This window comes from Roseovarius sp. TE539 (assembly GCF_003298505.1).
In the GTDB taxonomy this organism is placed as follows: Bacteria; Pseudomonadota; Alphaproteobacteria; order Rhodobacterales; family Rhodobacteraceae; genus Roseovarius.
The window spans coordinates 125260-148003 of record NZ_QNGB01000006.1; the positions used below are offsets into that span (position 1 = coordinate 125260).

24 protein-coding genes are annotated in these 22744 nt (G+C 64.9%); 21 read left to right on the top strand and 3 right to left on the bottom strand.

Annotated elements, in window-relative coordinates; genetic code table 11:
- Positions 1 to 73 precede the first annotated feature (73 nt).
- Complete coding sequence (locus tag DQW77_RS06205; RefSeq protein ID WP_258523723.1) at positions 74 to 580, top strand: hypothetical protein; 507 nt, start codon at positions 74 to 76, stop codon at positions 578 to 580.
- Positions 581 to 606: 26 nt separating this feature from the next.
- Here DQW77_RS06205 and glmS read toward each other — a convergent pair whose 3' ends face one another.
- On the bottom strand, positions 607 to 2430 hold the full coding sequence (glmS, locus tag DQW77_RS06210) for a glutamine--fructose-6-phosphate transaminase (isomerizing) (protein WP_113257324.1): 1824 nt from the start codon (positions 2428 to 2430) through the stop codon (positions 607 to 609).
- The gene (gene glmU, locus DQW77_RS06215; RefSeq protein ID WP_113257325.1) at positions 2430 to 3785 is read right to left on the bottom strand and encodes a bifunctional UDP-N-acetylglucosamine diphosphorylase/glucosamine-1-phosphate N-acetyltransferase GlmU; all 1356 of its coding nucleotides are present in this window, start codon (positions 3783 to 3785) and stop codon (positions 2430 to 2432) included. The genes glmS and glmU overlap by 1 nt, the downstream gene beginning before the upstream one ends.
- Positions 3786 to 3922: 137 nt before the next feature.
- On the opposite strand from glmU, the gene DQW77_RS06220 reads away from it, so the two are divergent.
- The 6 genes from DQW77_RS06220 (at position 3923) to DQW77_RS06245 (ending at position 9811) form a co-directional block, all read left to right on the top strand.
- On the top strand, positions 3923 to 4594 hold the full coding sequence (locus tag DQW77_RS06220) for an HAD-IA family hydrolase (RefSeq protein ID WP_113257381.1): 672 nt from the start codon (positions 3923 to 3925) through the stop codon (positions 4592 to 4594).
- 102 nt (positions 4595 to 4696) lie between these two features.
- Complete coding sequence (locus DQW77_RS06225) at positions 4697 to 5899, top strand: DegT/DnrJ/EryC1/StrS aminotransferase family protein (RefSeq protein ID WP_113257326.1); 1203 nt, start codon at positions 4697 to 4699, stop codon at positions 5897 to 5899.
- Positions 5900 to 6161: 262 nt separating this feature from the next.
- Positions 6162 to 7325 (top strand): isovaleryl-CoA dehydrogenase, encoded by a 1164-nt coding sequence (locus DQW77_RS06230; protein WP_113257382.1) that lies wholly within the window; start codon positions 6162 to 6164, stop codon positions 7323 to 7325.
- Positions 7322 to 7639, top strand: a complete 318-nt coding sequence (locus DQW77_RS06235) for a hypothetical protein (RefSeq protein ID WP_113257327.1) — start codon at positions 7322 to 7324, stop codon at positions 7637 to 7639. Before DQW77_RS06230 ends, DQW77_RS06235 begins: the two co-directional genes overlap by 4 nt.
- The gene (locus tag DQW77_RS06240; RefSeq protein ID WP_113257328.1) at positions 7636 to 9213 is read left to right on the top strand and encodes an AMP-binding protein; all 1578 of its coding nucleotides are present in this window, start codon (positions 7636 to 7638) and stop codon (positions 9211 to 9213) included. The genes DQW77_RS06235 and DQW77_RS06240 overlap by 4 nt, the downstream gene beginning before the upstream one ends.
- Positions 9203 to 9811, top strand: a complete 609-nt coding sequence (locus DQW77_RS06245; RefSeq protein WP_113257329.1) for a hypothetical protein — start codon at positions 9203 to 9205, stop codon at positions 9809 to 9811. Before DQW77_RS06240 ends, DQW77_RS06245 begins: the two co-directional genes overlap by 11 nt.
- A gap of 95 nt (positions 9812 to 9906) precedes the next feature.
- On the opposite strand, the gene DQW77_RS06250 is transcribed toward DQW77_RS06245, so the two are convergent.
- Entirely contained in the window at positions 9907 to 10515 is a 609-nt protein-coding gene (locus DQW77_RS06250; protein ID WP_113257383.1) for an OmpW family protein, read from the bottom strand.
- A gap of 179 nt (positions 10516 to 10694) precedes the next feature.
- Here DQW77_RS06250 and DQW77_RS06255 point away from each other — a divergent pair, with 179 nt between their 5' ends.
- The 14 genes from DQW77_RS06255 (at position 10695) to DQW77_RS06320 (ending at position 22744) form a co-directional block, all read left to right on the top strand.
- A complete protein-coding gene (locus DQW77_RS06255) occupies positions 10695 to 12320 on the top strand; it encodes a carboxyl transferase domain-containing protein (RefSeq protein WP_113257330.1) in 1626 nt (541 codons plus the stop codon).
- A 57-nt stretch (positions 12321 to 12377) separates the two neighbouring features.
- Entirely contained in the window at positions 12378 to 14327 is a 1950-nt protein-coding gene (locus tag DQW77_RS06260; RefSeq protein ID WP_113257384.1) for a biotin carboxylase N-terminal domain-containing protein, read from the top strand.
- Positions 14324 to 14995: a glutathione S-transferase family protein gene (locus tag DQW77_RS06265; protein WP_113257331.1), complete on the top strand. Its 672-nt coding sequence runs from the start codon at positions 14324 to 14326 to the stop codon at positions 14993 to 14995. Before DQW77_RS06260 ends, DQW77_RS06265 begins: the two co-directional genes overlap by 4 nt.
- The gene (locus DQW77_RS06270) at positions 14988 to 15863 is read left to right on the top strand and encodes a hydroxymethylglutaryl-CoA lyase (protein WP_113257332.1); all 876 of its coding nucleotides are present in this window, start codon (positions 14988 to 14990) and stop codon (positions 15861 to 15863) included. Before DQW77_RS06265 ends, DQW77_RS06270 begins: the two co-directional genes overlap by 8 nt.
- A 56-nt stretch (positions 15864 to 15919) precedes the next feature.
- Positions 15920 to 16705, top strand: a complete 786-nt coding sequence (locus DQW77_RS06275; protein ID WP_113257333.1) for a crotonase/enoyl-CoA hydratase family protein — start codon at positions 15920 to 15922, stop codon at positions 16703 to 16705.
- 148 nt (positions 16706 to 16853) lie between these two features.
- Positions 16854 to 17219: an NADH-quinone oxidoreductase subunit A gene (locus DQW77_RS06280; protein WP_113257334.1), complete on the top strand. Its 366-nt coding sequence runs from the start codon at positions 16854 to 16856 to the stop codon at positions 17217 to 17219.
- Positions 17210 to 17833, top strand: a complete 624-nt coding sequence (locus DQW77_RS06285; protein WP_220124950.1) for an NADH-quinone oxidoreductase subunit B family protein — start codon at positions 17210 to 17212, stop codon at positions 17831 to 17833. The genes DQW77_RS06280 and DQW77_RS06285 overlap by 10 nt, the downstream gene beginning before the upstream one ends.
- Positions 17830 to 18153 (top strand): antibiotic biosynthesis monooxygenase, encoded by a 324-nt coding sequence (locus DQW77_RS06290; protein WP_113257335.1) that lies wholly within the window; start codon positions 17830 to 17832, stop codon positions 18151 to 18153. Before DQW77_RS06285 ends, DQW77_RS06290 begins: the two co-directional genes overlap by 4 nt.
- On the top strand, positions 18150 to 18761 hold the full coding sequence (locus DQW77_RS06295) for an NADH-quinone oxidoreductase subunit C (protein ID WP_113257336.1): 612 nt from the start codon (positions 18150 to 18152) through the stop codon (positions 18759 to 18761). Before DQW77_RS06290 ends, DQW77_RS06295 begins: the two co-directional genes overlap by 4 nt.
- Complete coding sequence (locus DQW77_RS06300) at positions 18758 to 18976, top strand: hypothetical protein (protein WP_258523720.1); 219 nt, start codon at positions 18758 to 18760, stop codon at positions 18974 to 18976. The genes DQW77_RS06295 and DQW77_RS06300 overlap by 4 nt, the downstream gene beginning before the upstream one ends.
- Before the next feature lie 98 nt (positions 18977 to 19074).
- Positions 19075 to 20295, top strand: a complete 1221-nt coding sequence (locus tag DQW77_RS06305) for an NADH-quinone oxidoreductase subunit D (RefSeq protein WP_113257337.1) — start codon at positions 19075 to 19077, stop codon at positions 20293 to 20295.
- 105 nt (positions 20296 to 20400) lie between these two features.
- Complete coding sequence (locus tag DQW77_RS06310; RefSeq protein ID WP_113257338.1) at positions 20401 to 21567, top strand: NADH-quinone oxidoreductase subunit E; 1167 nt, start codon at positions 20401 to 20403, stop codon at positions 21565 to 21567.
- Between the two features lie 38 nt (positions 21568 to 21605).
- Positions 21606 to 22511: an endonuclease gene (locus tag DQW77_RS06315; protein WP_113257339.1), complete on the top strand. Its 906-nt coding sequence runs from the start codon at positions 21606 to 21608 to the stop codon at positions 22509 to 22511.
- Positions 22512 to 22522: 11 nt separating this feature from the next.
- Positions 22523 to 22744: a DUF5337 domain-containing protein gene (locus tag DQW77_RS06320; RefSeq protein WP_113257387.1), complete on the top strand. Its 222-nt coding sequence runs from the start codon at positions 22523 to 22525 to the stop codon at positions 22742 to 22744.

Genomic DNA, 22744 nt, shown 5'->3' on the forward strand with positions numbered 1-22744 from the left:
TATGGTCTGGGAACGGCGGCGGCAAGGGCGATCTTCATGATTGAAGCCGATCCGGACGGCGGGCATAGTGACGATGATGAAACATGTCCTTGCGATCATCGCGCTGGTTTTCGTTCTGTCCGGCTGTGCCCGTCTGGAAGCGCTGAATCCGTTTCGGCAAACCCAACCGGAGAGCGAGAGCGTCGATCCGCTGCCTGATGACATCCTGCGTCCGCGCGCCCGCCCGGGGACGGGGCCAGACGAGGCGCGCACCGCCGAGGCGTTCGATACCTCCAGCCGGTCGGAGCGGGCCACTGCCGCAACCGCCGGGGCCAATGCCGGGGAAACCGACCTGGGGACGACGATAGCCTCGCTCGGTGCGGTCACAAGGCCGGGTTTCTGGATCGAGACACCACTTGTCACGGAGCGCGGCAAGGGACGTGTCCTTTACGCCGAGACGGGAAAATCGTCACGGGTAGAGCTCATTCCGGTCGATGCTCCGCGTGGCGCCGGAAGCCGGCTTTCGTTGGCGGCGATGCGACTTGTCGGCGCCGATCTGACCGGACTGCCGAAGATCAGGGTGTTCCGAAAGTCCGATTGAGGCCGATGCGTCAGTCCGGGGCAGGGTCACTCGACGGTCACGGACTTTGCAAGGTTGCGCGGCTGGTCCACATCCGTGCCCTTTGCGACGGCGGTGTGATAAGCCAGCAATTGCGCCGGCACGGCATAAAGGATAGGCGCGAGCATCGCGTCGATGCGCGGCATCACGAGGGTCTGCCATACCCCGTCTCCGGCAGCCTCGGCGCCGGGGGGATCGGTGATCAAAACGATCTTGCCATTCCGGGCCATCACCTCCTGCATGTTCGAGATCGTCTTTTCGAAAATACCGTCACGCGGGGCGATGACCACCACCGGCATCTTGCCGTCGATGAGGGCGATGGGGCCGTGCTTCAGCTCTCCCGAAGCATAAGCTTCGGCATGTATATAGCTGATTTCCTTCATTTTAAGTGATCCCTCAAGTGCCAGCGGATACATCAGGCCGCGACCCAGGAAAAGAACATCCTCGGTTTTTGCAAGCCGCCGGGCAACGTTCTGGATCATCATGTCCGTCTCAAGCGCGTGGTTGAGTGCCGAGGGCAGACCGCGCAAGGCCGAAAGACGGTCGGCAAGGTCCTCGGCGTCGATGCGCCCGCGCGCCCTTGCGGCCTTGAGCGCCAGCAAAAGCAGGACGGTGAGTTGGCAGGTGAAGGCCTTGGTCGAGGCGACGCCGATCTCGATCCCGGCATGAATGGGTAGGGCCAGGTCGCTTTCGCGCGCGATCGAGCTCTGGGTGACGTTGACCACCGACAAAAGCTGTCCTGCCCGCCCCTCGCAGTAACGCAGCGCCGCAAGGGTATCGGCGGTCTCACCGGATTGGGAAACGAAAACGGCCGCGCTGTCGGGGCTGACCGGGGGATCGCGGTAGCGGAACTCGGACGCGATATCCACGTCCACGGGCAGACCGGCCAACTGCTCGAACCAGTATTTCGCAGTCATGCAGGCGTAGTGGGCGGTTCCGCAAGCGACCATTACCAGACGGTCGATGGCGGCAAAATCCACGCCGTCGCCAGGCAGGGCGATATCGCGCCCCTCGTCGACCAGGTAATGGTTCAGCACGTCGCCGATGACGGTGGGCTGCTCGGCGATTTCCTTCGCCATGAAATGCCTGTGCCCCCCCTTGTCCACGCGCGCTGTATCAACGCGGATCTTGGTCACGGGCCGGTTGGCACGATCGCCGCTGGAATTGATGATCTCGAGATCGTCGCGGGTCACGAAGGCGCAATCCCCCTCTTCGAGGTAGGTGATCCTGTCGGTCAGCGGGGCCAGGGCGATGGCATCCGAGCCGACGAACATCTCGCCGCGGCCGTGCCCGATCGCCAGCGGGCTGCCCTTGCGGGCCGCGACCAGGAGGTTTTCCTCGCCGTGGAACAGGAAGCACAGCGCATAGGCGCCCTCCAGCTGGCCGATGGTCCGGAGTGCCGCCTCACGCGGGGGCAGACCGGCCGCGAGGTGCTGTTGCGCCAGAAGCGCCACGGTTTCGGTGTCCGTCTCGGTGCTGTGGCAGACCCCGTTGTCGGCCAGTTCAGCACGCAATTCGCGGTAATTCTCGATGATCCCGTTATGGACAACGGCCACCGGCCCGGCCTTGTGCGGATGGGTGTTGGACAGATTGGGTGCGCCATGTGTCGCCCAGCGGGTATGCCCGATCCCGGCCTTGCCGGCCAGCGGGTCGTGGACCAGGAGATCGGACAGGTTGACCAGCTTGCCAACCGCGCGGCGGCGGTCCAGCGCGCCTTCGTTCACGGTTGCGATCCCGGCGCTGTCATAACCGCGATATTCCAGGCGCTTCAACGCCTCGACAAGGATTGGCGCGACTTCATGGTGGCCAAGGACGCCAACGATTCCACACATCACCCATCACCCCGGTCGCGTTGAGATTTCTTTTTCTTCAATAGTTCAAGCAATTTCCGCGCCATTCCCGGCTTGTTCTCCTGCGCGGGACGGGACAGGGCCAGCGCACCGCCGGGGACATCGCGCGTGATCACCGATCCGCTGCCGGTCATTGCGTCGTCTCCCACGCTGACCGGGGCCACAAGCATCGTGTCCGACCCGATGAAGGCCCGCGCCCCGATCTCGGTGTGGTGTTTCATCACGCCGTCGTAGTTGCAGGTGATCGTGCCGGCGCCAATGTTCGCGCCCGACCCCAGCGTGGCGTCACCGATATAGGAAAGGTGGTTGATCTTGGTGCCCGTGCCGATCGTGGCGTTCTTGGTTTCCACGAAGTTGCCGATGCGGGCCTCTTCTCCCAGATCCGTGCCCGGCCGCAGCCGCGCATAGGGACCCACGATGGCGCCGGAGCCGACGTGACACCCTTCGAGATGCGAAAAAGCCCGCAGTTGCACGCCCTCCGCGACGGTCACGCCCGGGCCGAAAACCACGTTGGGTTCGACCACCGTGTCGCGGCCGATCACCGTGTCGTGAGAGAAATGCACGCTGTTCGGATTCACCAGCGTCACACCGGCGTCCATCGCCATCGTGCGGGCCCGGTCCTGAAAGGCTGCTTCGGCTGCCGCCAGGTCGGTGCGTGAGTTTATCCCCAGTGTTTCGGCCTCGTCGCAGGCCACGGCGGTGGCCGAAAGCCCGCGCGCCCGGGCGATCGCCACGATATCCGTGAGATAGAATTCCCCGCCGGCGTTATCATCCGTGACCTCCGCCACCAGGTCGAACAGAAGCGCCGCCGGGGCGGCCATGACCCCGCTGTTGCAGAAACCTATGGCGCGTTCCGTGGCCCGGGCATCCTTGAACTCCACGATCCTTTCAAGGTTGTCGCCATGCATCACCAGCCGCCCGTAGCGGGCCGGATCGGCGGCTTCGAAGCCCAGCACCACGATATCATGGTGCAACCTTGCCTCGGCCATGCGGGCAAGCGTTTCGGCGCTGATGAACGGCGTGTCACCGAACAGGACGATCACGTCACCGTCAAACCCGTCAAGCGCCGGGGCGGCCTGCGCCACGGCATGGGCTGTGCCGCGTTGTTCGGTCTGCAGAACGATCCGGGCGTCGGGCGCGCGATCCCGCGCCGCGGCGCCGACGGCCTCCGCCCCGTATCCGGCAACGATCACCGTCTCGTCGGGCGCCAGTGTTTCGCCTGCTTTCATGGCATGGACCAGCATGGGGGCACCGGCGATCCGGTGCAGGACCTTGGGCAGGTCGGATTTCATGCGCGTGCCCCTGCCGGCAGCAAGTATGATCAGAGCCAGCCCCATGCGAATTCTCTTTGTAATTGCCTCCCGCCCCTTTTATCTGCTGGCCACAGGGGCGCAAGGGCGCCACTGATCAAACCGGATTTCGCGCTGTAACAGGTTTGCGCGGGATCGTGCCAATCGGCGAAAGGACAGGCCGCATGCGGACGGTGGTTTTCGATCTGGACGGAACGCTGGCCGATACCAGTGGCGATCTCATCGCCGCGGCCAACACGTGTTTTGCCAGGCTTGGTGTCGCGGATGCCGTCCTGCACCCGCGGGATGACGCGGCAACTGCCTTTCAGGGCGGGCGCGCGATGTTGCGGGCGGGATTCGACCGGCTGGAGCATGCATGGGACGAGGCCCTGATCGACCGGCACTATCCGGTTCTGCTTGAGGCATACGCGGAGTCGATCGACGTCCACACCACGCTCTACCCCGGCGCGATGCCCGCGGTCGAGGCGCTGTGCGGGACAGGGTACGCGGTTGCGATCTGTACCAACAAGCCCGAAGCTCTTGCGCGTCTGCTGCTTGGCAGGCTGGGGGTCATGCCGGCCTTTGGCGAGGCGCTGATCGGGGCTGATACGCTTGCGGTCCGCAAGCCCGACCCGGAACCGCTCCGCGAGGCGGTGCGACGGGCCGGCGGCGATCCGGCGCGGGCGCTGCTGGTTGGCGACACGGTCACGGACCGTGAAACCTCTCGTGCGGCGGGCGTGCCATCTGTCCTCGTCGGATTCGGGCCTGCCGGTGCAACGGTTGCCGATCTGGAGCCTGACGCGGTGATCGAGACCTATGATGCTCTGCCCGGTGTCGTTCGTCAGCTAATCGGTTGACCGTTTCGTCAATGGCGCAGGTTGTCTTTGGCATTCCCGAACTTCGCGGTTTCCGGTCTCCGCGCCATTGACCTGTGCCTGCCTTGGCCCCAAAACATTGGCATGAGCGAGATTTTCAAGGGAAGCTTCACGCAGCAGGAACCGATCCCCGAAGAAGGGATCGCGGCGGCGCTCGAGGTGATGCGTCACGGCCGGCTGCACCGTTACAACGTGGCGCCCGACGAAACCGGCGAGACGGCTCTACTGGAACAGGAGTTCGCCGACCTGACCGGGGCGCGCTATGCTCTGGCCGTCGCTTCAGGCGGGTACGCAATGGCCACGGCCCTGCGCGCATTGGGGGTGGGCCCGGGCGACAGGGTGCTCAGCAACGCCTTCACGCTGGCCCCGGTGCCCGGCGCAATCGCAAGCGTGGGCGCCAAGCCGGTCTATGTGGGCGTGACCGAGGCGCTGACCCTGGATCTGGATGACCTCGAGCAAAAGGCCGGACAGGCGGACGTTCTTTTGCTCAGCCACATGCGTGGACATATCTGTGACATGGACCGGGTTATGGAAATCAGCGACGCCAGCGGCATCGCGGTGATCGAGGATTGCGCCCACACGATGGGCGCTGCGTGGCGGGGGGTGCCTTCGGGGCGGCACGGGCTGATCGGCTGCTACTCTGCCCAGACTTACAAGCACGTGAATTCCGGTGAGGGCGGGTTCCTGATCACCGATGACGCCGACGTCATGGCGCGGGCCGTGATCCTGTCGGGATCGTACATGCATTACGAACGACACAAGGCCGCACCGGGCCCCGAGGCGTTCGAGCGGGTCAAGTATGACACTCCCAATGTTTCCGGGCGGATGGACAATCTGCGCGCCGCGATCCTGCGGCCCCAACTGCGGATGCTGCCGGCCCGGGTGACGGGATGGAATGCGCGCTACCGCACCGTCGAGGCGGGGTTGCGCGGCACGCCCGGTCTGACGGTGATCGAACGCCCGGAGGAGGAAAGCATCGTCGGTTCCTCGATCCAGTTCCTGCTTCTGGGATGGTCCGAGACACATGTCGCACGGGTTCTGGAACGGTGTGGCGCACGCGGGGTCGAGCTCAAGTGGTTCGGCGCGGCAGAGCCGGTCGGGTTCACCAGCCGGTATGACAGTTGGCATTATGCCCCCGCACCGCCAATGCCTGCAACTGACCGTATCCTGCGCGCCATTATCGACATGCGGCTGCCGCTGACCTTCAGCCTTGAGGATTGCGCGCAGATCGCGCGGATCATCCGCGCCGAGGTGGGTGCGGTGTGGCAGGAGCAGGCCGCGGATTGAGTGTCCGGTACGCAAACGCCGTTTGAATTGCCGAAATCGAACGATTCCGGCGCCGGATGCCGTGAGTTCGTGAGCCCGGCTCCAACAGCGGAGCGGGCGCCCGCTTGCCGGCCCGGCCCCGGGACCACCACCGTGACGATGGGCAATCCGGCGTTGCTGCGCTATCGTGGGGTGGGTGCGTGGCCGCCGGGATTGACCCGTTATGCGGTTTGGAGTATTGAAATGAACAAGTGTTCAATAAATGCCGGGAGGCACCGGGGCGATGTTCAATGCGGTGATGAAATTCGATCTGGGCGAGGACGTGAATGCCCTGCGCGAGATGGTCCACAAATGGGCACAGGATCGGGTCCGGCCCGATGCGGCGCGAATCGACAGTGACAATGTCTTTCCGCCCGGCCTGTGGCCGGAGATGGGGGATCTGGGCCTGCTGGGCATCACCGTGCCGGAGGAATACGGCGGCGCCGACATGTCCTATCTTGCCCATGTCGTCGCGGTCGAGGAGATCGCGCGCGCTTCGGCCTCCGTGTCGCTGAGCTATGGGGCGCATTCGAACCTTTGCGTGAATCAGATCAAGCTCAATGGCAGCGAGGAGCAGAAACGCAAGTACCTTCCCGGGCTTGTCAGCGGCGAACACGTGGGGGCGCTCGCCATGTCCGAGGCGGGGGCGGGCAGCGATGTCGTCAGCATGAAACTGCGCGCCGAGCGGCGCAACGATCACTACCGGCTCAACGGCAGCAAGTACTGGATCACCAACGGGCCGGATGCCGACACGCTGGTCGTCTATGCCAAGACCGATCCCGAGGCCGGGGCCAAGGGTATCACCGCCTTCCTGGTCGAGAAGACGATGAAGGGGTTCTCGACCTCTCCGCACTTCGACAAGCTGGGCATGCGCGGTTCCAATACCGCCGAACTGATCTTCGAGGATGTCGAGGTGCCGTTCGAGAACGTGCTGGGCGAGGAGGGGCGCGGCGTGCGCGTGCTGATGTCGGGGCTGGACTACGAGCGGGTGGTGCTGGCGGGGATCGGCACCGGGATCATGGCCGCCTGCCTTGACGAGATCATGCCTTACATGGCCGAACGCAAGCAGTTCGGTCAGCCGATTGGATCCTTTCAGTTGATGCAGGGCAAGATCGCGGACATGTACACCGCAATGAACAGTGCGCGCGCTTACGTCTACGAGGTGGCCAAGGCCTGCGACCGGGGCGATGTTACCCGTCAGGATGCCGCGGCATGCTGTCTCTATGCCTCGGAGGAGGCGATGAAACAGGCCCACCAGGCGGTGCAGGCCATGGGCGGGGCAGGGTTTCTCAACGACGCGCCGGTCGCACGCATCTTCCGTGATGCCAAGTTGATGGAGATCGGTGCGGGCACGAGCGAGATTCGCCGGATGCTGGTCGGACGCGAGATGGTCGGGGCGATGGGGTGAAGCAACGCCGCCTCATATTCGCGCCGATCGCGGCTGTCATCGCGGGTGTTGCCGGGATCGGGCTCCTGCTGGGCTGGCGCGCGGTGAGTACCACCGAGTCCGAGGTGATCGAGCGGATCGCGGCACGTTACATGGACGAACGCGGCGCCGAGGCGCGGCGCTCGGATTGCCGGGCGCAACCGGCGCGATCGGACGGTCTGTGGCTGGTGGTCATCTGTGGCCCGGAGAGGCGGGAATACGCTTACTTCGTGGATCGTTATGGCCGCCTGACCCATACCAGCCGGCCCGGCGGCGACCCGGAGAACCGGACATGAGCGGGCAGGCGCGTCCGATGCTGCGCGCGGCCCCGTCGTGGAACGCGTTGCGCGCCGGGTTCTCATGGAACCTGCCGCCACGCCTGAACATGGCCACGCAGGTCTGCGACACATGGGCGGAGGCCGAGCCGGAGCGCGTGGCGATCATTGATCTCGGCACTGGCCGGCGGGATGTGACATATGGCGAATTGCAGGCCATGTCGGATGCGCTGGCGCTGGAGCTGCAGGCGCGTGGCGTGATCCGCGGAGACCGCGTCGGCGTGTTGCGCAGTCAGGATCCCTGGTGTGCTGCAGCGCATATAGCAATCTGGAAAGTTGGCGCAATATCAGTGCCTTTATTCAAACTCTTCAAGCTTGATGCCCTGATTTCCCGGGTAACGGACTCCGGCGCCCGGATCGTCGTGAGCGATGGCGAGGGGGCGAAGCTTCTGAATGCACTCGAAGATGTCGTGCCCTTGGTGCCGGAGAACGCGGAGCTGACCGAAGGCCGTGCCGAAACCGCGGATACTGCCGCGGAAGACCCGGCCGTCCTGATCTACACATCCGGGACCACCGGTGGCCCGAAAGGTGCGTTGCACGCGCACCGGATGCTCACCGGGCACCTGCCGGGGGTGGAGATGAGTCATGATTTCCTCGGCGCGCCGGGAGACTGCCTCTGGACACCCGCCGACTGGGCGTGGATCGGGGGCTTGTTCGACGTCCTGATGCCCGGATTGGCCATCGGCGTGCCTGTGGTGGCTGCGCGCCTGAAGGGCTTCGATCCTGAGGATTGCATGAGAATCATCAGGGAAGGCTCTGTACGCAATGTATTTTTACCGCCTACCGCATTGCGGATGTTGAAAGCGGCGGAGGTGGACATCGACGGCCTGCGGTCGGTCGCGAGCGGTGGTGAGCCCCTGGGAGCGGAGATGCTGGATTGGGGGCGACGCGCTTTTGGCCTGACCATCAATGAGTTCTATGGCCAGACCGAATGCAACATGGTGGCGTCATCCTGCGCGACCCTTTTCAGCCCGGTGCCGGGATGTCTGGGGCGGGCCGTGCCCGGCCACGAGATCGCGGTCCTGGACCCGCGGGGGCACGCGACTGAGGGCGAGGGTGATATCGCCATAAGACGCGGATCGGCGTCGATGATGCTGGAATACTGGCAAAGGCCGACGGCGACGGCGGAAAAATTCCGTGGCGACTGGATGTTGACCGGTGACCGCGGCTATTGGAACGGGGATCATCTCTGCTTTCGGGGACGGGAGGACGATGTCATAACCTCGTCGGGGTACCGGATCGGACCGGCCGAGATCGAGGACTGCCTGCTGACGCATCCGGCTGTCGCCACGGTCGGGGTGGTCGGAAAGCCCGACGCGCTGCGCACCGAGATCGTGAAGGCCTACGTGGTTCGGAAAATGGGCTGCGAGGTTACAGCTGACGAGCTTCGCAACTGGGTGAAAGACCGTTTGGCAAGCTACTCTTATCCAAGGGAAATCATGTTTCTGGACGCGTTGCCGATGACTGTCACCGGCAAGGTGATCCGAAAGGAACTGAAAGCGCGCGCCGCGGCGGAGGTGGCTGATGAAGGGTAAACTGCCGGGATTTCTCCTGCGGGCGCTGGCCCCCGCGCTGGTCTGTGGCGCTGCCATTGCCGGGGAAGAAAGCCTGCCGGATTTCGAGACCTGCATGAATTCCGAAGTCGCGCGCTACGAGCGTGCCCTGTCGGCCCTGAGGGCGCGGCAGGTGGAAGAACCGCTGCTCGACATTGCCGGAGTCCGCGGGGTGGAATTCTGTGGAACCGTCGGGATCGTTCGCTGTGACAGGTCTGAAGACCGGATCGGCTGTCAACGCGACCTGGCCGCGGTTCAGGACAGTCTGCGTTCGGTGGTGTTGCAGCATCTGCAGGCGCCGTCCGAAACTGTGGAGGTTCCGACAGGGTTTGCAGACCGGCTTTACCGGCGTGTCCTGGCCCTGGCGCACGGGCGCTCGGCAGGGCCCGATTGCGCCGGTGCCGACACCCTGCACGAGGTTTGGTGCGAAGCGCGGCAGGCCAACGCGCGCCTCCGCCTTGCGGTATTGGCCTGGCAGGTGGCGCGGTTCCTGGATCGGGCTGCACCGGCGGTGGCGGCGGGATGGGCCGAAGCCGCCGCGCCGGTCAGACCCAAGGCAAGACCGGAGGTGCAGCCATGACCGCGGCAGCCTCCGCCTTCACCGGTCGGCACTGCGAAATCGAAGGGGCCGGCACAGCGGCCGGCCCCTTCGCGTCCCCCGTCATGATGGCGGTTTCAGAATTTCATCACGTAGGCCGCGCCAATGACCCACGGGTCGATCTTGACCTTGCCGATGGGCGCGCCACCCAGCCTGACATCGGTCTCGATGTCGATGTAGCGCACGTCGAGGCGCAACGAGGATTTCTCGTTGATGGCGAAATCGGCCCCCGCATGCAGCGCCAGCCCCCAGGATTCATCGAGGCTCAGCGCGCCGAGCGGCGAGGTGTCGTCGAAGAAATAGGTGTAATTGAGGCCGGCGCCCACGAATGGCGTGATCTTGCTTTTGTTGGTGAAGTGGTATTGCAGCGAGACGGTCGGCGGCAGGTGCTTGGTTTCGCCGATTTTTCCGGTGCCGACAAGATTGATGTCATGTTCGAACGGCCACGAGGCCAGCACCTCGAGGCCCACATTGTCCGCGAGGAAGTACTCGAAGGTCAATGTGGGGCGGGCGTTTCCATCGACCTTGACCGGTCCCGCGGTGGTGGTGCTGGCGCTGGAATCGGGTTCGATCCAGTGCAGGCCGAGGCCGAGGGTCATGTCCCCTTTCTGCTGGGCGAGCGCGGGGGCGGCGGCACCACAGACGAGTGCGGTGGTGAGATAGAGAGCAGAGAGTGTCTTTTTCATTCTTCCATTCCTTTGCGAACGTGGCGTCACGTTGCGCGTCATCGGAATTCGGGCATTGACCTGAATCAATCCGGACGGTTGCGACCCCGGCTTTTGCCGCACTGCGGCCATGTTGCAACACCAGTCATGCGCGGCGGGACGGCGGGTGGCGCCGGACAGGCCCGCCGGAAGGGGGAGCCATGAAGCTTCGAAGCAGGGCAATTCCATCCTCTGAGGAATTTCGCACCAACATGTCACGGCACGCGGAGGCGCTGCGCGAGATCCGGGAGGCCGCGGCCATCGCGGCGTCGGGCGGCGGGCATGCGGCCCGAGAGCGACATCTCTCGAAGGGCAAGATGCTGCCGCGCGACAGGGTGGCCAACCTGCTCGATCCCGGTAGTCCTTTCCTGGAGGTGGGGGCGACCGCGGCACACGGGCTTTACGACGGGGCTGCCCCCTGCGCCGGGGTGATCGCCGGGGTGGGCCGGGTGAGGGGCCGAGACTGCATGGTCGTGTGCAACGATGCCACGGTAAAGGGCGGCACCTATTATCCGATGACGGTGAAAAAGCACCTGCGCGCTCAGGAAATAGCGGCGGAATGCCGTTTGCCTTGCATCTACCTGGTGGATTCCGGGGGCGCCAACCTGCCCAACCAGGACGAGGTGTTTCCCGACCGGGACCATTTCGGGCGCATTTTTTACAACCAGGCGCGGATGTCGGCCGCGGGGATCCCGCAGATCGCGGTGGTGATGGGCTCCTGTACCGCGGGGGGCGCATATGTGCCGGCGATGTCGGACGTCTCGATCATCGTCAAGCAGCAGGGCACGATCTTCCTGGCCGGGCCACCCCTCGTGAAAGCGGCGACCGGCGAGGAGGTCAGCGCCGAGGATCTTGGCGGCGGCGATGTGCACACCCGCCTGTCCGGGGTGGCGGATTACCTGGCCGAGGACGACGCTCATGCGCTGGCGCTGGCGCGCCGCGCGGTGGAAAATCTAGGCAGCGGACCTAGCGCCGGGCACCGGCCCGGGCTGGAGGCGCTGCCGCTGCAGGCGAGCGAGCCGCCCGCGCATGACCCGGACGAAATCCCCGGCGTGGTGCCGGCTGACCTGCGCACGCCCTATGACATCCGCGAAGTGATCGCACGGGTCGTGGATGGCTCGTATTTCGATGAATTCAAGGCACGGTTCGGCGAGACGCTGGTCTGCGGCTTCGCGCATCTGCAGGGCATTCCGGTCGGGATTGTGGCCAATAACGGCGTTCTGTTCAGCGAGGCCGCGCAGAAGGGAGCGCATTTCGTAGAATTGTGCTCGCAGCGCCGGACTCCGCTTATCTTCCTGCAGAACATCACCGGTTTCATGGTCGGACGCAAATACGAGAACGAAGGGATCGCGCGGCACGGGGCGAAAATGGTGACGGCGGTCGCCTCGACCAGTGTGCCGAAGGTGACCATGGTTGTCGGCGGCTCCTTCGGAGCGGGAAATTATGGCATGGCTGGACGGGCTTATCAGCCGCGTTTCATGTGGTCCTGGCCGAATTCACGGATCTCGGTGATGGGCGGTGAACAGGCTGCGGGCGTGCTGGCCACGGTCCGCCGCGATGCCATCGAGCGCAAGGGCGGGACATGGTCGGCCGAGGAGGAGGCGGAATTCAAGCGCCCCACTATCGAGATGTTCGAGCGCCAGTCGCACCCGCTTTATGCCTCTGCGCGGCTTTGGGATGACGGGATCATCGACCCGCGCAAGAGCCGCGAGGTGCTGGCGCTCAGCTTGCGCGCGGCCCTCAACGCGCCGGTGGAGGAAACGCGCTTTGGCGTCTTCCGCATGTGAGGGCGGCGATGTCGGGGGGCGAGTATTTGTGGAAAGATGAAGCCGGAGGTGCGGGCCATGTTAGAGACCATCCTGATCGCGAACCGGGGCGAGATCGCCTGCCGGGTGATCGAGACGGCGCGCGCCATGGGGGTGGGCACCGTGGCGGTCTATTCCGACGCCGACCGTGCCGCCCGCCATGTGGCGCTGGCCGACCGGGCCGTGCATATCGGCGGCGCGGCCCCCGGCGAAAGCTATCTGAACGGGGAGCGCATCATCGCGGCGGCGCTGGAGACGGGGGCGGAGGCAATCCATCCGGGCTATGGGTTCCTGAGCGAGAACCCGGATTTCGTCGAGGCGGTGGAGGCAGCCGGCCTGATCTTCATCGGGCCGTCGGCGGCGGCGATCCGCGCCATGGGACTCAAGGATGCCGCCAAGGCGTTGATGGAGGGGGCGGGGGTGCCGGTCGTGCCGGGTTATCACGGTGCCGATCAGGAGGCCGGTGAGCTTGCCGCGCGGGCCGCGGAGATCGGGTATCCGGTGCTGATCAAGGCTGTCGCGGGGGGAGGCGGCAAGGGCATGCGCCTGGTGGAGACGCCCGGCGCTTTCGACGCGGCGCTGGAAAGCGCCCGCGGCGAGGCCGCCACCGCCTTCGGCAATGCCGATGTGCTGATCGAGAAATACGTCGCCAAGCCGCGCCATATCGAGGTGCAGGTCTTCGGTGACGGCACCCGCGCCTTGCACCTGTTCGAGCGCGATTGTTCCCTTCAGCGGCGCCATCAGAAGGTGATCGAGGAAGCCCCGGCGCCGGGCATGACCGAAGAGATGCGCAACGCGATGGGGCAGGCGGCGGTGCGGGCCGCGGAAGCAATAGCGTATGCGGGGGCGGGGACGGTCGAATTCATCGTTGACGCGTCCGACGGCCTGCGACCGGACCGGTTCTGGTTCATGGAGATGAATACCCGGCTGCAGGTCGAGCATCCCGTGACCGAGGCGATCACCGGCGTGGACCTTGTCGAGTGGCAATTGCGCGTGGCCGGTGGCGAGGGCTTGCCCATGCGCCAGCAGGATCTGGCCATCCACGGGCACGCCTTCGAGGCACGGCTTTATGCCGAGGACGTCCCGAAAGGGTTCCTGCCGGCGACGGGGACGCTGAGCCACCTGTCGTTCCCAGAGGGAACGCGCGCCGACAGCGGGGTGCGCGGCGGCGACGTGATCAGCCCGCATTACGATCCGATGATCGCCAAGCTGGTCACCCACGGTGCGACACGGGCCGGTGCGCTGCGTCGGCTTTCGGCGGCGTTGCGCCGGTGCGAGGTGGCGGGCACGATGACGAACCTTGCCTTTCTGGGCGCCCTGGCGGCGCATCCGGGTTTCGTGCGGGGCGATGTGGATACCGGCCTGATCGCCCGGGATCTGGACGATCTTGTCGTGCAGCCGGAGGCAGGGCCGGTCGAGGTGGCGCTTGCGGCGCTTGCGGCGCTGGACCTGTTGGAGGCCGAGGCGCCTGACACGGGCTTTTCGCTGTGGACACCGCTGAGGCGGGCTGTGACGCTGCGGCGCGCCGGCGACGAGATGACACCGCGCGTGCGAAGCCATTCGGCACATGCCCATGATGTTGACCTGGATGGGGCGGTGGTGGAGGCGCGGCGCGTCGGAGGGCGTTGGCAGCTTGATGGAGAGGCGGCCCCGCCGGTGGCGGTCTCGGGCCCCGAGATAACGATCTTCGCGCAGTATGGGCTGGGCTTCGAGGTGGTTGATCCGCTGGAGCATGACAGTCTCGCGGTTGGTGACCCCGGGGTCATCGAGGCACCGATGCCGGGGCTGGTGAAACTCGTGACCGCGGCACCGGGTGATCGTGTGCATGCGGGCGACCGGCTGGCGGTTCTGGAGGCCATGAAAATGGAGCACAGCCTGCTTGCGGCCCGGGACGGCGTGGTTGCCGAGGTTCTGGTCACGCAGGGCGCGCAGGTCAGCGCCGGCACCGCGCTGGTACGGCTGGACACCGACGGGGAGGGCGCGGCATGATCACCCTGCATCACGCGCCGCAATCCCGTTCGATGCGGGTGCTGTGGCTTCTCAACGAACTGGGTGTCGATTTCCGGGTTGTCGAACTGCCCTTCGACAAGACCCTGCGACGGCCCGAATTCCTCAGCCTGTCGCCGGCGGGCCGGGTCCCGGCACTGGAGATCGAGGGCGAAAGGATGTTCGAGAGCGGGGCGATGATCGAGTATCTTTGCGAACGCTACCCCGAAACCGGTCTCGGCAGGTTGCCGGGCGACATGGACCGCATGGCCTGGCTGGTCTGGGTGCATTTTGCCGAAACGCTCAGTCAGCATGTTGCCAGCCTGACCCAGCAGCACATCATGCTCTACGAGGACGCGATGCGCAGCCCCGTCGTCATGAAGCTGGAAGCGGCCCGCGTGAAGAAATGCTACGGTGCGATCGAGGCGCGCTTGTCGACGCCGGTGGAAAACCGCGACTGCCTGCTGACCGGAGGATTCTCGGCATGCGATATTGCGGTGGGGCAGGCTGTCTACATGGCGCGCCATTTCGCCCGGCTGGATGGATTTCCGGAAACGGCCGCGTGGTTTGATCGCATCACGGCGCGTCCTGCGTTCCAGGCCTCCCTGCCCGGGCCGGACAGCTCGCGGCTTTACGAGAAGCCCTTCTACGAGGTCCCCGCAGATGCCTGAAACAGTGGAAATATTCGAGGTGGGCCCGCGCGACGGCCTTCAGAACGAGGCCCGGCAGATCCCCACTGTCGACAAGATCGGGCTTGTCGACAAACTGAGCACCGCCGGTTTCAAGCGCATCGAGGTGGCCAGTTTCGTGAGTCCGAAATGGGTACCGCAAATGGGCGATTCGGCCGCGGTTCTGGAAGGGATCGCGCGGGCGCCGGGGATCAGCTATGCCGCGCTGACCCCGAACATCAAGGGGTTTGAAAGGGCGTCGGCGGCCGGTGCCGACGAGGTGGCCGTGTTCGGGTCGGCCTCCGAGGGATTTTCGCGGGCGAATATCAATGCCACTGTTGAGGAAAGCCTGGAACGGTTCTTACCGGTGACGGAGGCGGCACGCAAAGCTGGACTCCCGGTGCGCGGCTATGTTTCCTGCGTCGTGGAATGCCCCTATGATGGCCCCGTTGCACCGGCGAGTGTCGCGCATGTGGCCGCGCGGCTGGCGGAAATGGGCTGTTACGAGATCAGCCTGGGGGACACGGTCGGTGCCGGCACGCCCGAGCGGGTGGACGCCATGCTGGCGGCGGTGCTGGGGGTGGTGCCGGCGGCGCGGCTGGCCGGACACTACCATGCCACCGGTGGACGGGCGCTGGAGAATATCGAGGCGTCGCTGGCGCGGGGCATGCGGGTCTTCGATGCTGCGGTCGGTGGCCTTGGGGGGTGTCCGTTCGCGCCCGGCGCGGCGGGCAACGTGGCCACCGAAGCGGTGCATGACCGTTTGGTGGCGCTCGGATACGACACTGGGCTGGACCGCGACATCCTGAACGACGCGGCAGAGACGGCCCGCGCCATGCGGTCCGGCCCGGTGGCGGAAAACGGAACTTGAGGCGACGGGCCGGTGGTGTCCCCCGGCCGGGCCTCTGCGATGCGACGGAGACCGGGATGACGGAACAGACGATCGGATTGGAGACGGATGCGCGTGGCGTGGCGACCCTTTGGCTGGACCGGGCCGGAAAGCACAACGCGATGTCGGCGCGGATGATCGCGGAGCTGCATGCCGCAGCCCTTGATCTGGGTGCGGACGAGGCTGTCCGGGTGGTGGTGCTGGCGGCCAGGGGCAAGACTTTCTGCGCGGGGGGCGACCTGTCATGGATGCGGGACCAGCTGGATGCCGCGGCGCAGACACGCGAGGCGGAATCCGCGAAGCTGGCACATATGCTGCACGCCCTGAACACCCTCCCCAAACCGTTGATCGGGCGGCTGCAGGGCAATGCCTTCGGTGGCGGTGTCGGGCTGGCAAGCGTGTGCGACGTTGCCATTGGAGCCGATCACCTCTGCATGGCGCTGACCGAGACGCGGCTGGGCCTGATCCCGGCCACCATCGGCCCCTATGTCTGTGCCCGCATGGGCGAGGCCATGGCCCGGCGCGTGTTCATGTCGGGGCGTCGGTTCGGGGCCGCGGAAGCGGTCGGACTGGGCCTTCTGGCCCGCGCGGTGCCCGCAGAGGAGCTGGACAAGGCGGTCGAAGCCGAAGTCGAGCCTTATCTGCATTGCGCGCCGGGCGCGGTCGCGCGGTCCAAGGCGCTGCTGCGCGGTCTGGGGCCGCGCATTGACGATGCGGTTATCGAGCATACCATAAGAGAACTGGCCGCCTGCTGGGCCGGCGAGGAGGCACCGGAGGGAATCACGGCCTTTTTCGACGGGCGCAAGCCCGGCTGGGCGGGCTGAGACCTGTTTTGCCGCCATGGCACGGCTGCGGGACGTCGGCGCAGGGGAATATGTGCGCCGTTGGTTGACCGCACCATGGGGCAGGGTTAAACCGTGAGGGAGCCTGTGTAGCCACGTAATGCCTGCCGTGCATGAAAGGAGCCGCCTCTTGGAAGAGATGCTCAGGGAATATCTTCCCATTCTCGTCTTTCTCGCCATCGCGATCGGTCTGGGACTGGTCCTGATACTGGCCGCGGTGATCCTGGCGGTCCGCCACCCGGACCCCGAAAAGGTCAGCGCTTATGAATGCGGGTTCAACGCGTTCGATGATGCGCGGATGAAGTTCGACGTGCGGTTCTACCTCGTGTCGATCCTGTTCATAATCTTCGATCTGGAAATCGCGATGCTGTTTCCCTGGGCGGTGGCCTTCAAGGATGTGAGCATGGTCGGCTTCTGGTCGATGATGGTGTTCCTTGGCGTGCTGACAGCCGGATTTGCCTATGAATGGCGCAAAGGAGCGATGGAATGGGAGTAAGCGAAGATACCGGCAACGCGACCGTGACCGAAACGCAGGGTCAGGGCGCGCAGAGCGAACGTGTGAAGTCGGGCCCGTCCAGCGAAGTGCCCGTCGAGGCGCATCGCGACGCCTTCGTGCGCGATCCCGCAACCCAGGAGCTGAACCGTGAGCTCCAGGACAAGGGGTTCCTGGTCACGTCGACCGAGGACATCATCAACTGGGCACGCACCGGCAGCCTTCACTGGATGACCTTCGGCCTCGCCTGTTGCGCGGTCGAGATGATGCACACCTCCATGCCGCGCTACGACATGGAGCGTTTCGGCACCGCGCCGCGCGCCAGTCCGCGCCAGAGCGACCTGATGATCGTCGCCGGCACGCTGTGCAACAAGATGGCCCCCGCGCTCCGCAAGGTCTATGACCAGATGCCCGAGCCGCGCTACGTGATCTCGATGGGGTCGTGTGCCAATGGCGGGGGGTATTATCACTACAGCTATTCGGTGGTGCGCGGATGCGACCGGATCGTGCCGGTGGACATTTACGTGCCGGGCTGTCCGCCGACAGCCGAGGCGCTGCTTTACGGGATCATGCAGCTTCAGCGCAAGATCCGGCGCACCGGGACGATCGTGCGATGAGCGCGGCGGTGGTCAGACGCTGGGAGGCGAGGGTGGACCGTGCGGATATCGCGGCGTGGAAAGAGACGTTTGAGGCGCGTGTCCTGCCATCCATGCGGGGCGTCGAAGGGTTCCGCGGCATATCCGTTCAGGCCGCGCGCCAGGATGATCCCTGCCGGATGACGGTGCTGACCTCGTGGGACAGCATGGACGCGATCCGCCACTTCGCCGGGGACAGCCCCGAAATGGCGGTGATCCCGGAATTCATGCTGGCGTTTTTCCGGGAACACGACGCCGAGGCGACGTTCCACGACGAGATCCTGCGGGAGGGCAGCAAATGAGCGAGGCAATGAAGGTCCTTGGGTCCCATATCGAGGCGCAGCGCTCGGATTGTGTGCTGGGCTGGGAGGTCACGCCGCAGGGCGAGCTGACAGTCGAGGTCGCGCTGCCCAATATCGTGGGGTTGGTGGACTATCTCAAATCGGATTCCTCGTGCCGGTTCTCCACCCTTGTGGACATCACGGCCGTGGATCATCCCGAACGCCCCAAGCGGTTCGACGTCGTGTACCATTTCCTCAGCATGTACCAGAACCAGCGCATCCGCCTGAGGGTCGCCGTGCGCGAGGAGGACATGGTCCCGTCGATCACCGGCATTCACAAATGCGCCGACTGGTTCGAACGCGAAGTGTTCGACATGTTCGGGATCCTCTTCTCGGGTCATCCGGACCTTCGCCGCATCCTCACGGATTACGGCTTTCGCGGGCATCCCCTGCGCAAGGATTTTCCGACGACGGGCTATACCGAGGTGCGGTATGACGAGGTGCAGAAACGGGTGGTCTACGAGCCGGTGAACCTTGTTCAGGAATACCGGCAGTTCGATTTCATGTCGCCCTGGGAGGGGGCGGAATACGTCCTTCCCGGCGACGAGAAGGATGAGGCCAGGAAATGATGGGTGGTTATGGCGCCGGCGGTGCCGGCATGGGAGGCTTCGGGATGCTGTGGTTTCTGATTATCGCGGCTCTGGTTGTGATACCGTTCTGGCGGCTGCTGCCGAAGTTCGGTATCCCGAACTGGGTTTCGCTGGCCGCTATCATTCCCCTGGGAGCGATCATCCTGCTTTGGGTGATGGCCTTCAAGGATCAGATCGGCGGGGACCGGGCATGAAAATGAATTTGAAACTGACACGTTTTCCACGCGAAGCTCTGAAAGCAAACAAATGTGGCGGACCATTTTGCTCGCCTACAGGCTGTGTGAGGTAGAAGATGGACGGTTCCAAAGGATTCGAAGACGCCCAGACCGGTGAACAGAAGATCCGCAACTTCAACCTGAATTTCGGGCCCCAGCACCCGGCGGCCCATGGGGTGCTGCGCCTGGTGCTGGAGCTTGACGGCGAGATCGTGGAGCGTTGCGATCCGCATATCGGGCTTCTGCACCGCGGCACCGAGAAGCTGATGGAAAGCCGCACCTACCTGCAGAACCTGCCCTATTTCGATCGGCTGGACTACGTGGCGCCGATGAACCAGGAACACGCCTGGTGCCTGGCCATCGAGAAGCTGACGGGTGTCGAGGTGCCGCGCCGCGCCAGCCTCATCCGGGTCCTCTTCTGCGAGGTCGGGCGGATCCTGAACCACCTGCTCAACGTCACCACCCAGGCGATGGATGTCGGCGCGCTCACGCCACCTCTGTGGGGGTTCGAGGAGCGCGAGAAACTCATGATCTTCTACGAGCGCGCCTGCGGAGCGCGGCTTCACGCCGCCTATTTCCGCCCCGGCGGTGTGCACCAGGATCTCCCGCCCGAGCTTCTCGACGACATGGAAGCGTGGGCGAAGGAATTTCCGGGCGTCATCGACGATATCGATGGCCTGCTCACCGAGAACCGCATCTTCAAGCAGCGCAACGCGGATATCGGCGTGGTGAGCGAACAGGATGCCCTCGACTGGGGATTTTCGGGGGTGATGGTGCGCGGGTCCGGCATGGCATGGGATTTGCGCCGCGCCCAGCCATATGAATGCTATGATGAATTCGATTTCGGCATCCCCGTCGGCAAGAACGGAGACTGCTACGACAGGTACCTCGTCCGGATGGAGGAGATGCGCCAATCGCTGCGCATCATTCATCAGGCCATCGAGAAACTGCGCGCACCCGAAGGGCGGGGCGACATCCTCGCGCGGGGCAAGGTCACGCCACCTTCGCGCGGCGAGATGAAGACCTCGATGGAGGCGCTCATTCATCACTTCAAGCTCTACACCGAGGGCTTCCACGTCCCCGAGGGCGAAGTCTATGCCGCCGTCGAGGCGCCCAAGGGCGAGTTCGGCGTCTACCTGGTCGCCGATGGCACCAACCGGCCCTACCGCGCCAAGCTGCGGGCGCCCGGTTTTCCGCATCTGCAGGCCATGGATCATGTGGCGGGCGGGCATCAGCTGGCCGACGTGGCAGCGATCATCGGCACGATGGATGTCGTTTTCGGGGAGATCGACAGGTGATCGCGATGGCTGCTTCGGATCTTCATCTTTCCCGAAATACTCCCGCCGGAGGCGCCCGCACCCGCGGACCGCGCCGCCGCCATATCTTCTAGGACCGAAAGAGCCATGCTGCGCAGATTGCACCAAGAGCAACCCGAAAGCTTCGCCTTCACGCCCGACAACAAGGCGTGGGCCGAGGCGCAGGTCACCAAGTTCCCCGATGGCCGCCAGGCCAGCGCGATCATCCCGCTGCTGTGGCGGGCCCAGGAGCAGGAGGGCTGGCTGACACGGCCCGCGATCGAGCATGTGGCCGACATGCTGGACATGGATTACATCCGCGCGCTGGAGGTGGCGACATTCTACTTCATGTTTCATCTTCAGCCGGTGGGCAGCGTCGCGCACATCCAGGTCTGTGGCACCACCTCCTGCATGATATGCGGTGCCGAGGATCTGGTCGGCGTCTGCCGCGAAAAGATCGCCGCCAATCCGCATGAACTGAGCGAGGACGGCAAGTTCTCGTGGGAAGAGGTCGAATGCCTGGGCGCCTGTGCCAATGCGCCGATGGCGCAGATCGGCAAGGATTATTACGAGGATCTGACAGCCGACCGGCTGGGGGACATCATCGACGCGCTGGCCGGTGGCAGGGTGCCGGAGCCCGGGCCCCAGAACGGGCGGTATGCTTCCGAGCCCGAGACCGGTTTGACCAGCCTGAAGGACTTCGAAAGCGGCCGTACGAAGTTCAATGCCAGTGTGGCATTGGCCATGCAGCTTGGCGATACGGTCAAACGGATCGATGGGTCCGAAGGTCCGCTGCTGACTCCGTGGCGCGAGAAGGGGGCGAACCATGATCCGTCCGCGCCCGAAATCGCGGCGCCGACCCCCCCGGCGCGGACGGACAGCCCGAAGGCCGGACAGGCCCCCGCGGCGGCGGAGTCGTCCGGCGAGACGACGCCGAAACCCGCGCCCGAGAAAATGGGCGACAAGGAAGAGGCCGGGCCCGGCCCCGGGAAGCGCCCGGCGGTTCTCGATGCGCCGCGGGAAGGGGGCGCGGATGATCTCAAGATGATCAAGGGTATCGGACCGAAGCTTGAAAATCTATTGAATTCAATGGGTTTCTTTCATTACGATCAGATCGCTGGATGGAGTGCGGACGAAATAGCCTGGGTCGATGAAAATTTGACGGGCTTCAAGGGGCGGGTGACCCGCGACAACTGGGTCAAACAGGCAGGAAGGCTGGCAGCGGGCGACGAGACCGAGTTCTCGAAACGCGCCAAACGGGACGATATTTATTGATATTGTCCGGCATCATACCACTTGGAGGGTTATGAGACATGTCGAATTCCGAAAGTTTTGATACCTGCAGATTGATCTGTTGGGCACTTGCCGCAATCATCGGTCTGGTGGTGCTGGTGTCTGTCGCGTCGGCCACCGGGTTTCTGGTGGCCTTGCTGATCGGCGTTGCCCTGGCGGCGTTGCTCGGGCTTGCGACGACCCGGATCTTCTGCACCGGCGGACGTATCCTTTCTTCCGATGATGCCGCCGCCAGCGCGGCGTCCGCTGCGGGATCGGTCAGGGATCGCGCGGCCGGCGCCGCCGAGGCGGCCAAGAACAAGGCGGCCGAAGCCGCGAAAGCCACCGAGGAAAAGGCCGCGAAAACCGCGAAGGCCGCCGAGGAAAAGGCCGAGTCCGCGGCCAGGGCGGCAGAAGAAAAGGCCTCCGAGACCGTGGAAACCGTGCGGGGCAAGGCGCAGGATGCGGTTGGCGCCACCGGGTCGGGAGACCCCGAAGACAAGGACGAGGAGGCGCCCAAAGTGGCCTCGGGAACGGTTCTCGACGGCGAGGAAGAACTTGCGCAGCGCAAGGGGGAATGGCGTTACGAAGGCGGTGACGGCTCCGGCAGCGGCGCATCGGCGGCCGATGGCGATGACGCCCGCGGCGGGGATAGCGAGGGCCGGCGGCCTGCGGCCCTGGAGGCTGCGCGCGGCGGCCGGCCCGACGACCTCAAGCAGATCAAGGGCGTCGGTCCCAAGCTGGAGCAGATGCTGAACGGTATGGGCTTTTATCATTTCGACCAGATCGCAGCCTGGGACGACGAGGAGGTGGCCTGGGTTGACGGAAACATAAAGGGTTTCAAGGGCAGGGTCAGCCGCGACGGCTGGGTGGAGCAGGCAAAGGTGCTTGCCGCTGGCGGTGAAACCGAATTTTCCAAACGGGTCGGGGACGGCGACGTTTACTGAAGCGGATGACGATGGCGGACGGCGACCAACAGATTGCGCGAAAGGGCCGGTTCACCGCGTTGGTTATCGCGGGAACGGCCGTGTTGTGGGCTCTCGCGACGTTCATCGGCGGACAGATGGGATTGGACAACCGGACCAGGGCACTGTTCGACCTGCTGGCACTGGCCGGCTTTGTCTGGGCCTTCATTTTGATCTACCAAATCTGGCGTGCGCGCCAGAGCAATCAGGGGTAA

What these genes read in the sequence shown, in the direction of transcription:
- glmU (WP_113257325.1), bottom strand. Translation starts at nt 3,785, where the DNA reads ATGGGGCTGGCTCTGATCATACTTGCTGCCGGCAGGGGCACGCGCATG.
- DQW77_RS06285 (WP_220124950.1), top strand. Translation starts at nt 17,210, where the DNA reads ATGGGAGTAAGCGAAGATACCGGCAACGCGACCGTGACCGAAACGCAG.
- DQW77_RS06205 (WP_258523723.1), top strand. Translation starts at nt 74, where the DNA reads ATGATGAAACATGTCCTTGCGATCATCGCGCTGGTTTTCGTTCTGTCC.
- DQW77_RS06255 (WP_113257330.1), top strand. Translation starts at nt 10,695, where the DNA reads ATGAAGCTTCGAAGCAGGGCAATTCCATCCTCTGAGGAATTTCGCACC.
- DQW77_RS06315 (WP_113257339.1), top strand. Translation starts at nt 21,606, where the DNA reads ATGTCGAATTCCGAAAGTTTTGATACCTGCAGATTGATCTGTTGGGCA.
- DQW77_RS06240 (WP_113257328.1), top strand. Translation starts at nt 7,636, where the DNA reads ATGAGCGGGCAGGCGCGTCCGATGCTGCGCGCGGCCCCGTCGTGGAAC.
- DQW77_RS06265 (WP_113257331.1), top strand. Translation starts at nt 14,324, where the DNA reads ATGATCACCCTGCATCACGCGCCGCAATCCCGTTCGATGCGGGTGCTG.
- DQW77_RS06225 (WP_113257326.1), top strand. Translation starts at nt 4,697, where the DNA reads ATGAGCGAGATTTTCAAGGGAAGCTTCACGCAGCAGGAACCGATCCCC.
- DQW77_RS06260 (WP_113257384.1), top strand. Translation starts at nt 12,378, where the DNA reads ATGTTAGAGACCATCCTGATCGCGAACCGGGGCGAGATCGCCTGCCGG.
- DQW77_RS06220 (WP_113257381.1), top strand. Translation starts at nt 3,923, where the DNA reads ATGCGGACGGTGGTTTTCGATCTGGACGGAACGCTGGCCGATACCAGT.
- DQW77_RS06320 (WP_113257387.1), top strand. Translation starts at nt 22,523, where the DNA reads ATGGCGGACGGCGACCAACAGATTGCGCGAAAGGGCCGGTTCACCGCG.
- DQW77_RS06230 (WP_113257382.1), top strand. Translation starts at nt 6,162, where the DNA reads ATGTTCAATGCGGTGATGAAATTCGATCTGGGCGAGGACGTGAATGCC.
- DQW77_RS06290 (WP_113257335.1), top strand. Translation starts at nt 17,830, where the DNA reads ATGAGCGCGGCGGTGGTCAGACGCTGGGAGGCGAGGGTGGACCGTGCG.
- DQW77_RS06310 (WP_113257338.1), top strand. Translation starts at nt 20,401, where the DNA reads ATGCTGCGCAGATTGCACCAAGAGCAACCCGAAAGCTTCGCCTTCACG.
- DQW77_RS06245 (WP_113257329.1), top strand. Translation starts at nt 9,203, where the DNA reads ATGAAGGGTAAACTGCCGGGATTTCTCCTGCGGGCGCTGGCCCCCGCG.
- DQW77_RS06300 (WP_258523720.1), top strand. Translation starts at nt 18,758, where the DNA reads ATGATGGGTGGTTATGGCGCCGGCGGTGCCGGCATGGGAGGCTTCGGG.
- DQW77_RS06270 (WP_113257332.1), top strand. Translation starts at nt 14,988, where the DNA reads ATGCCTGAAACAGTGGAAATATTCGAGGTGGGCCCGCGCGACGGCCTT.
- DQW77_RS06305 (WP_113257337.1), top strand. Translation starts at nt 19,075, where the DNA reads ATGGACGGTTCCAAAGGATTCGAAGACGCCCAGACCGGTGAACAGAAG.
- DQW77_RS06250 (WP_113257383.1), bottom strand. Translation starts at nt 10,515, where the DNA reads ATGAAAAAGACACTCTCTGCTCTCTATCTCACCACCGCACTCGTCTGT.
- glmS (WP_113257324.1), bottom strand. Translation starts at nt 2,430, where the DNA reads ATGTGTGGAATCGTTGGCGTCCTTGGCCACCATGAAGTCGCGCCAATC.
- DQW77_RS06295 (WP_113257336.1), top strand. Translation starts at nt 18,150, where the DNA reads ATGAGCGAGGCAATGAAGGTCCTTGGGTCCCATATCGAGGCGCAGCGC.
- DQW77_RS06275 (WP_113257333.1), top strand. Translation starts at nt 15,920, where the DNA reads ATGACGGAACAGACGATCGGATTGGAGACGGATGCGCGTGGCGTGGCG.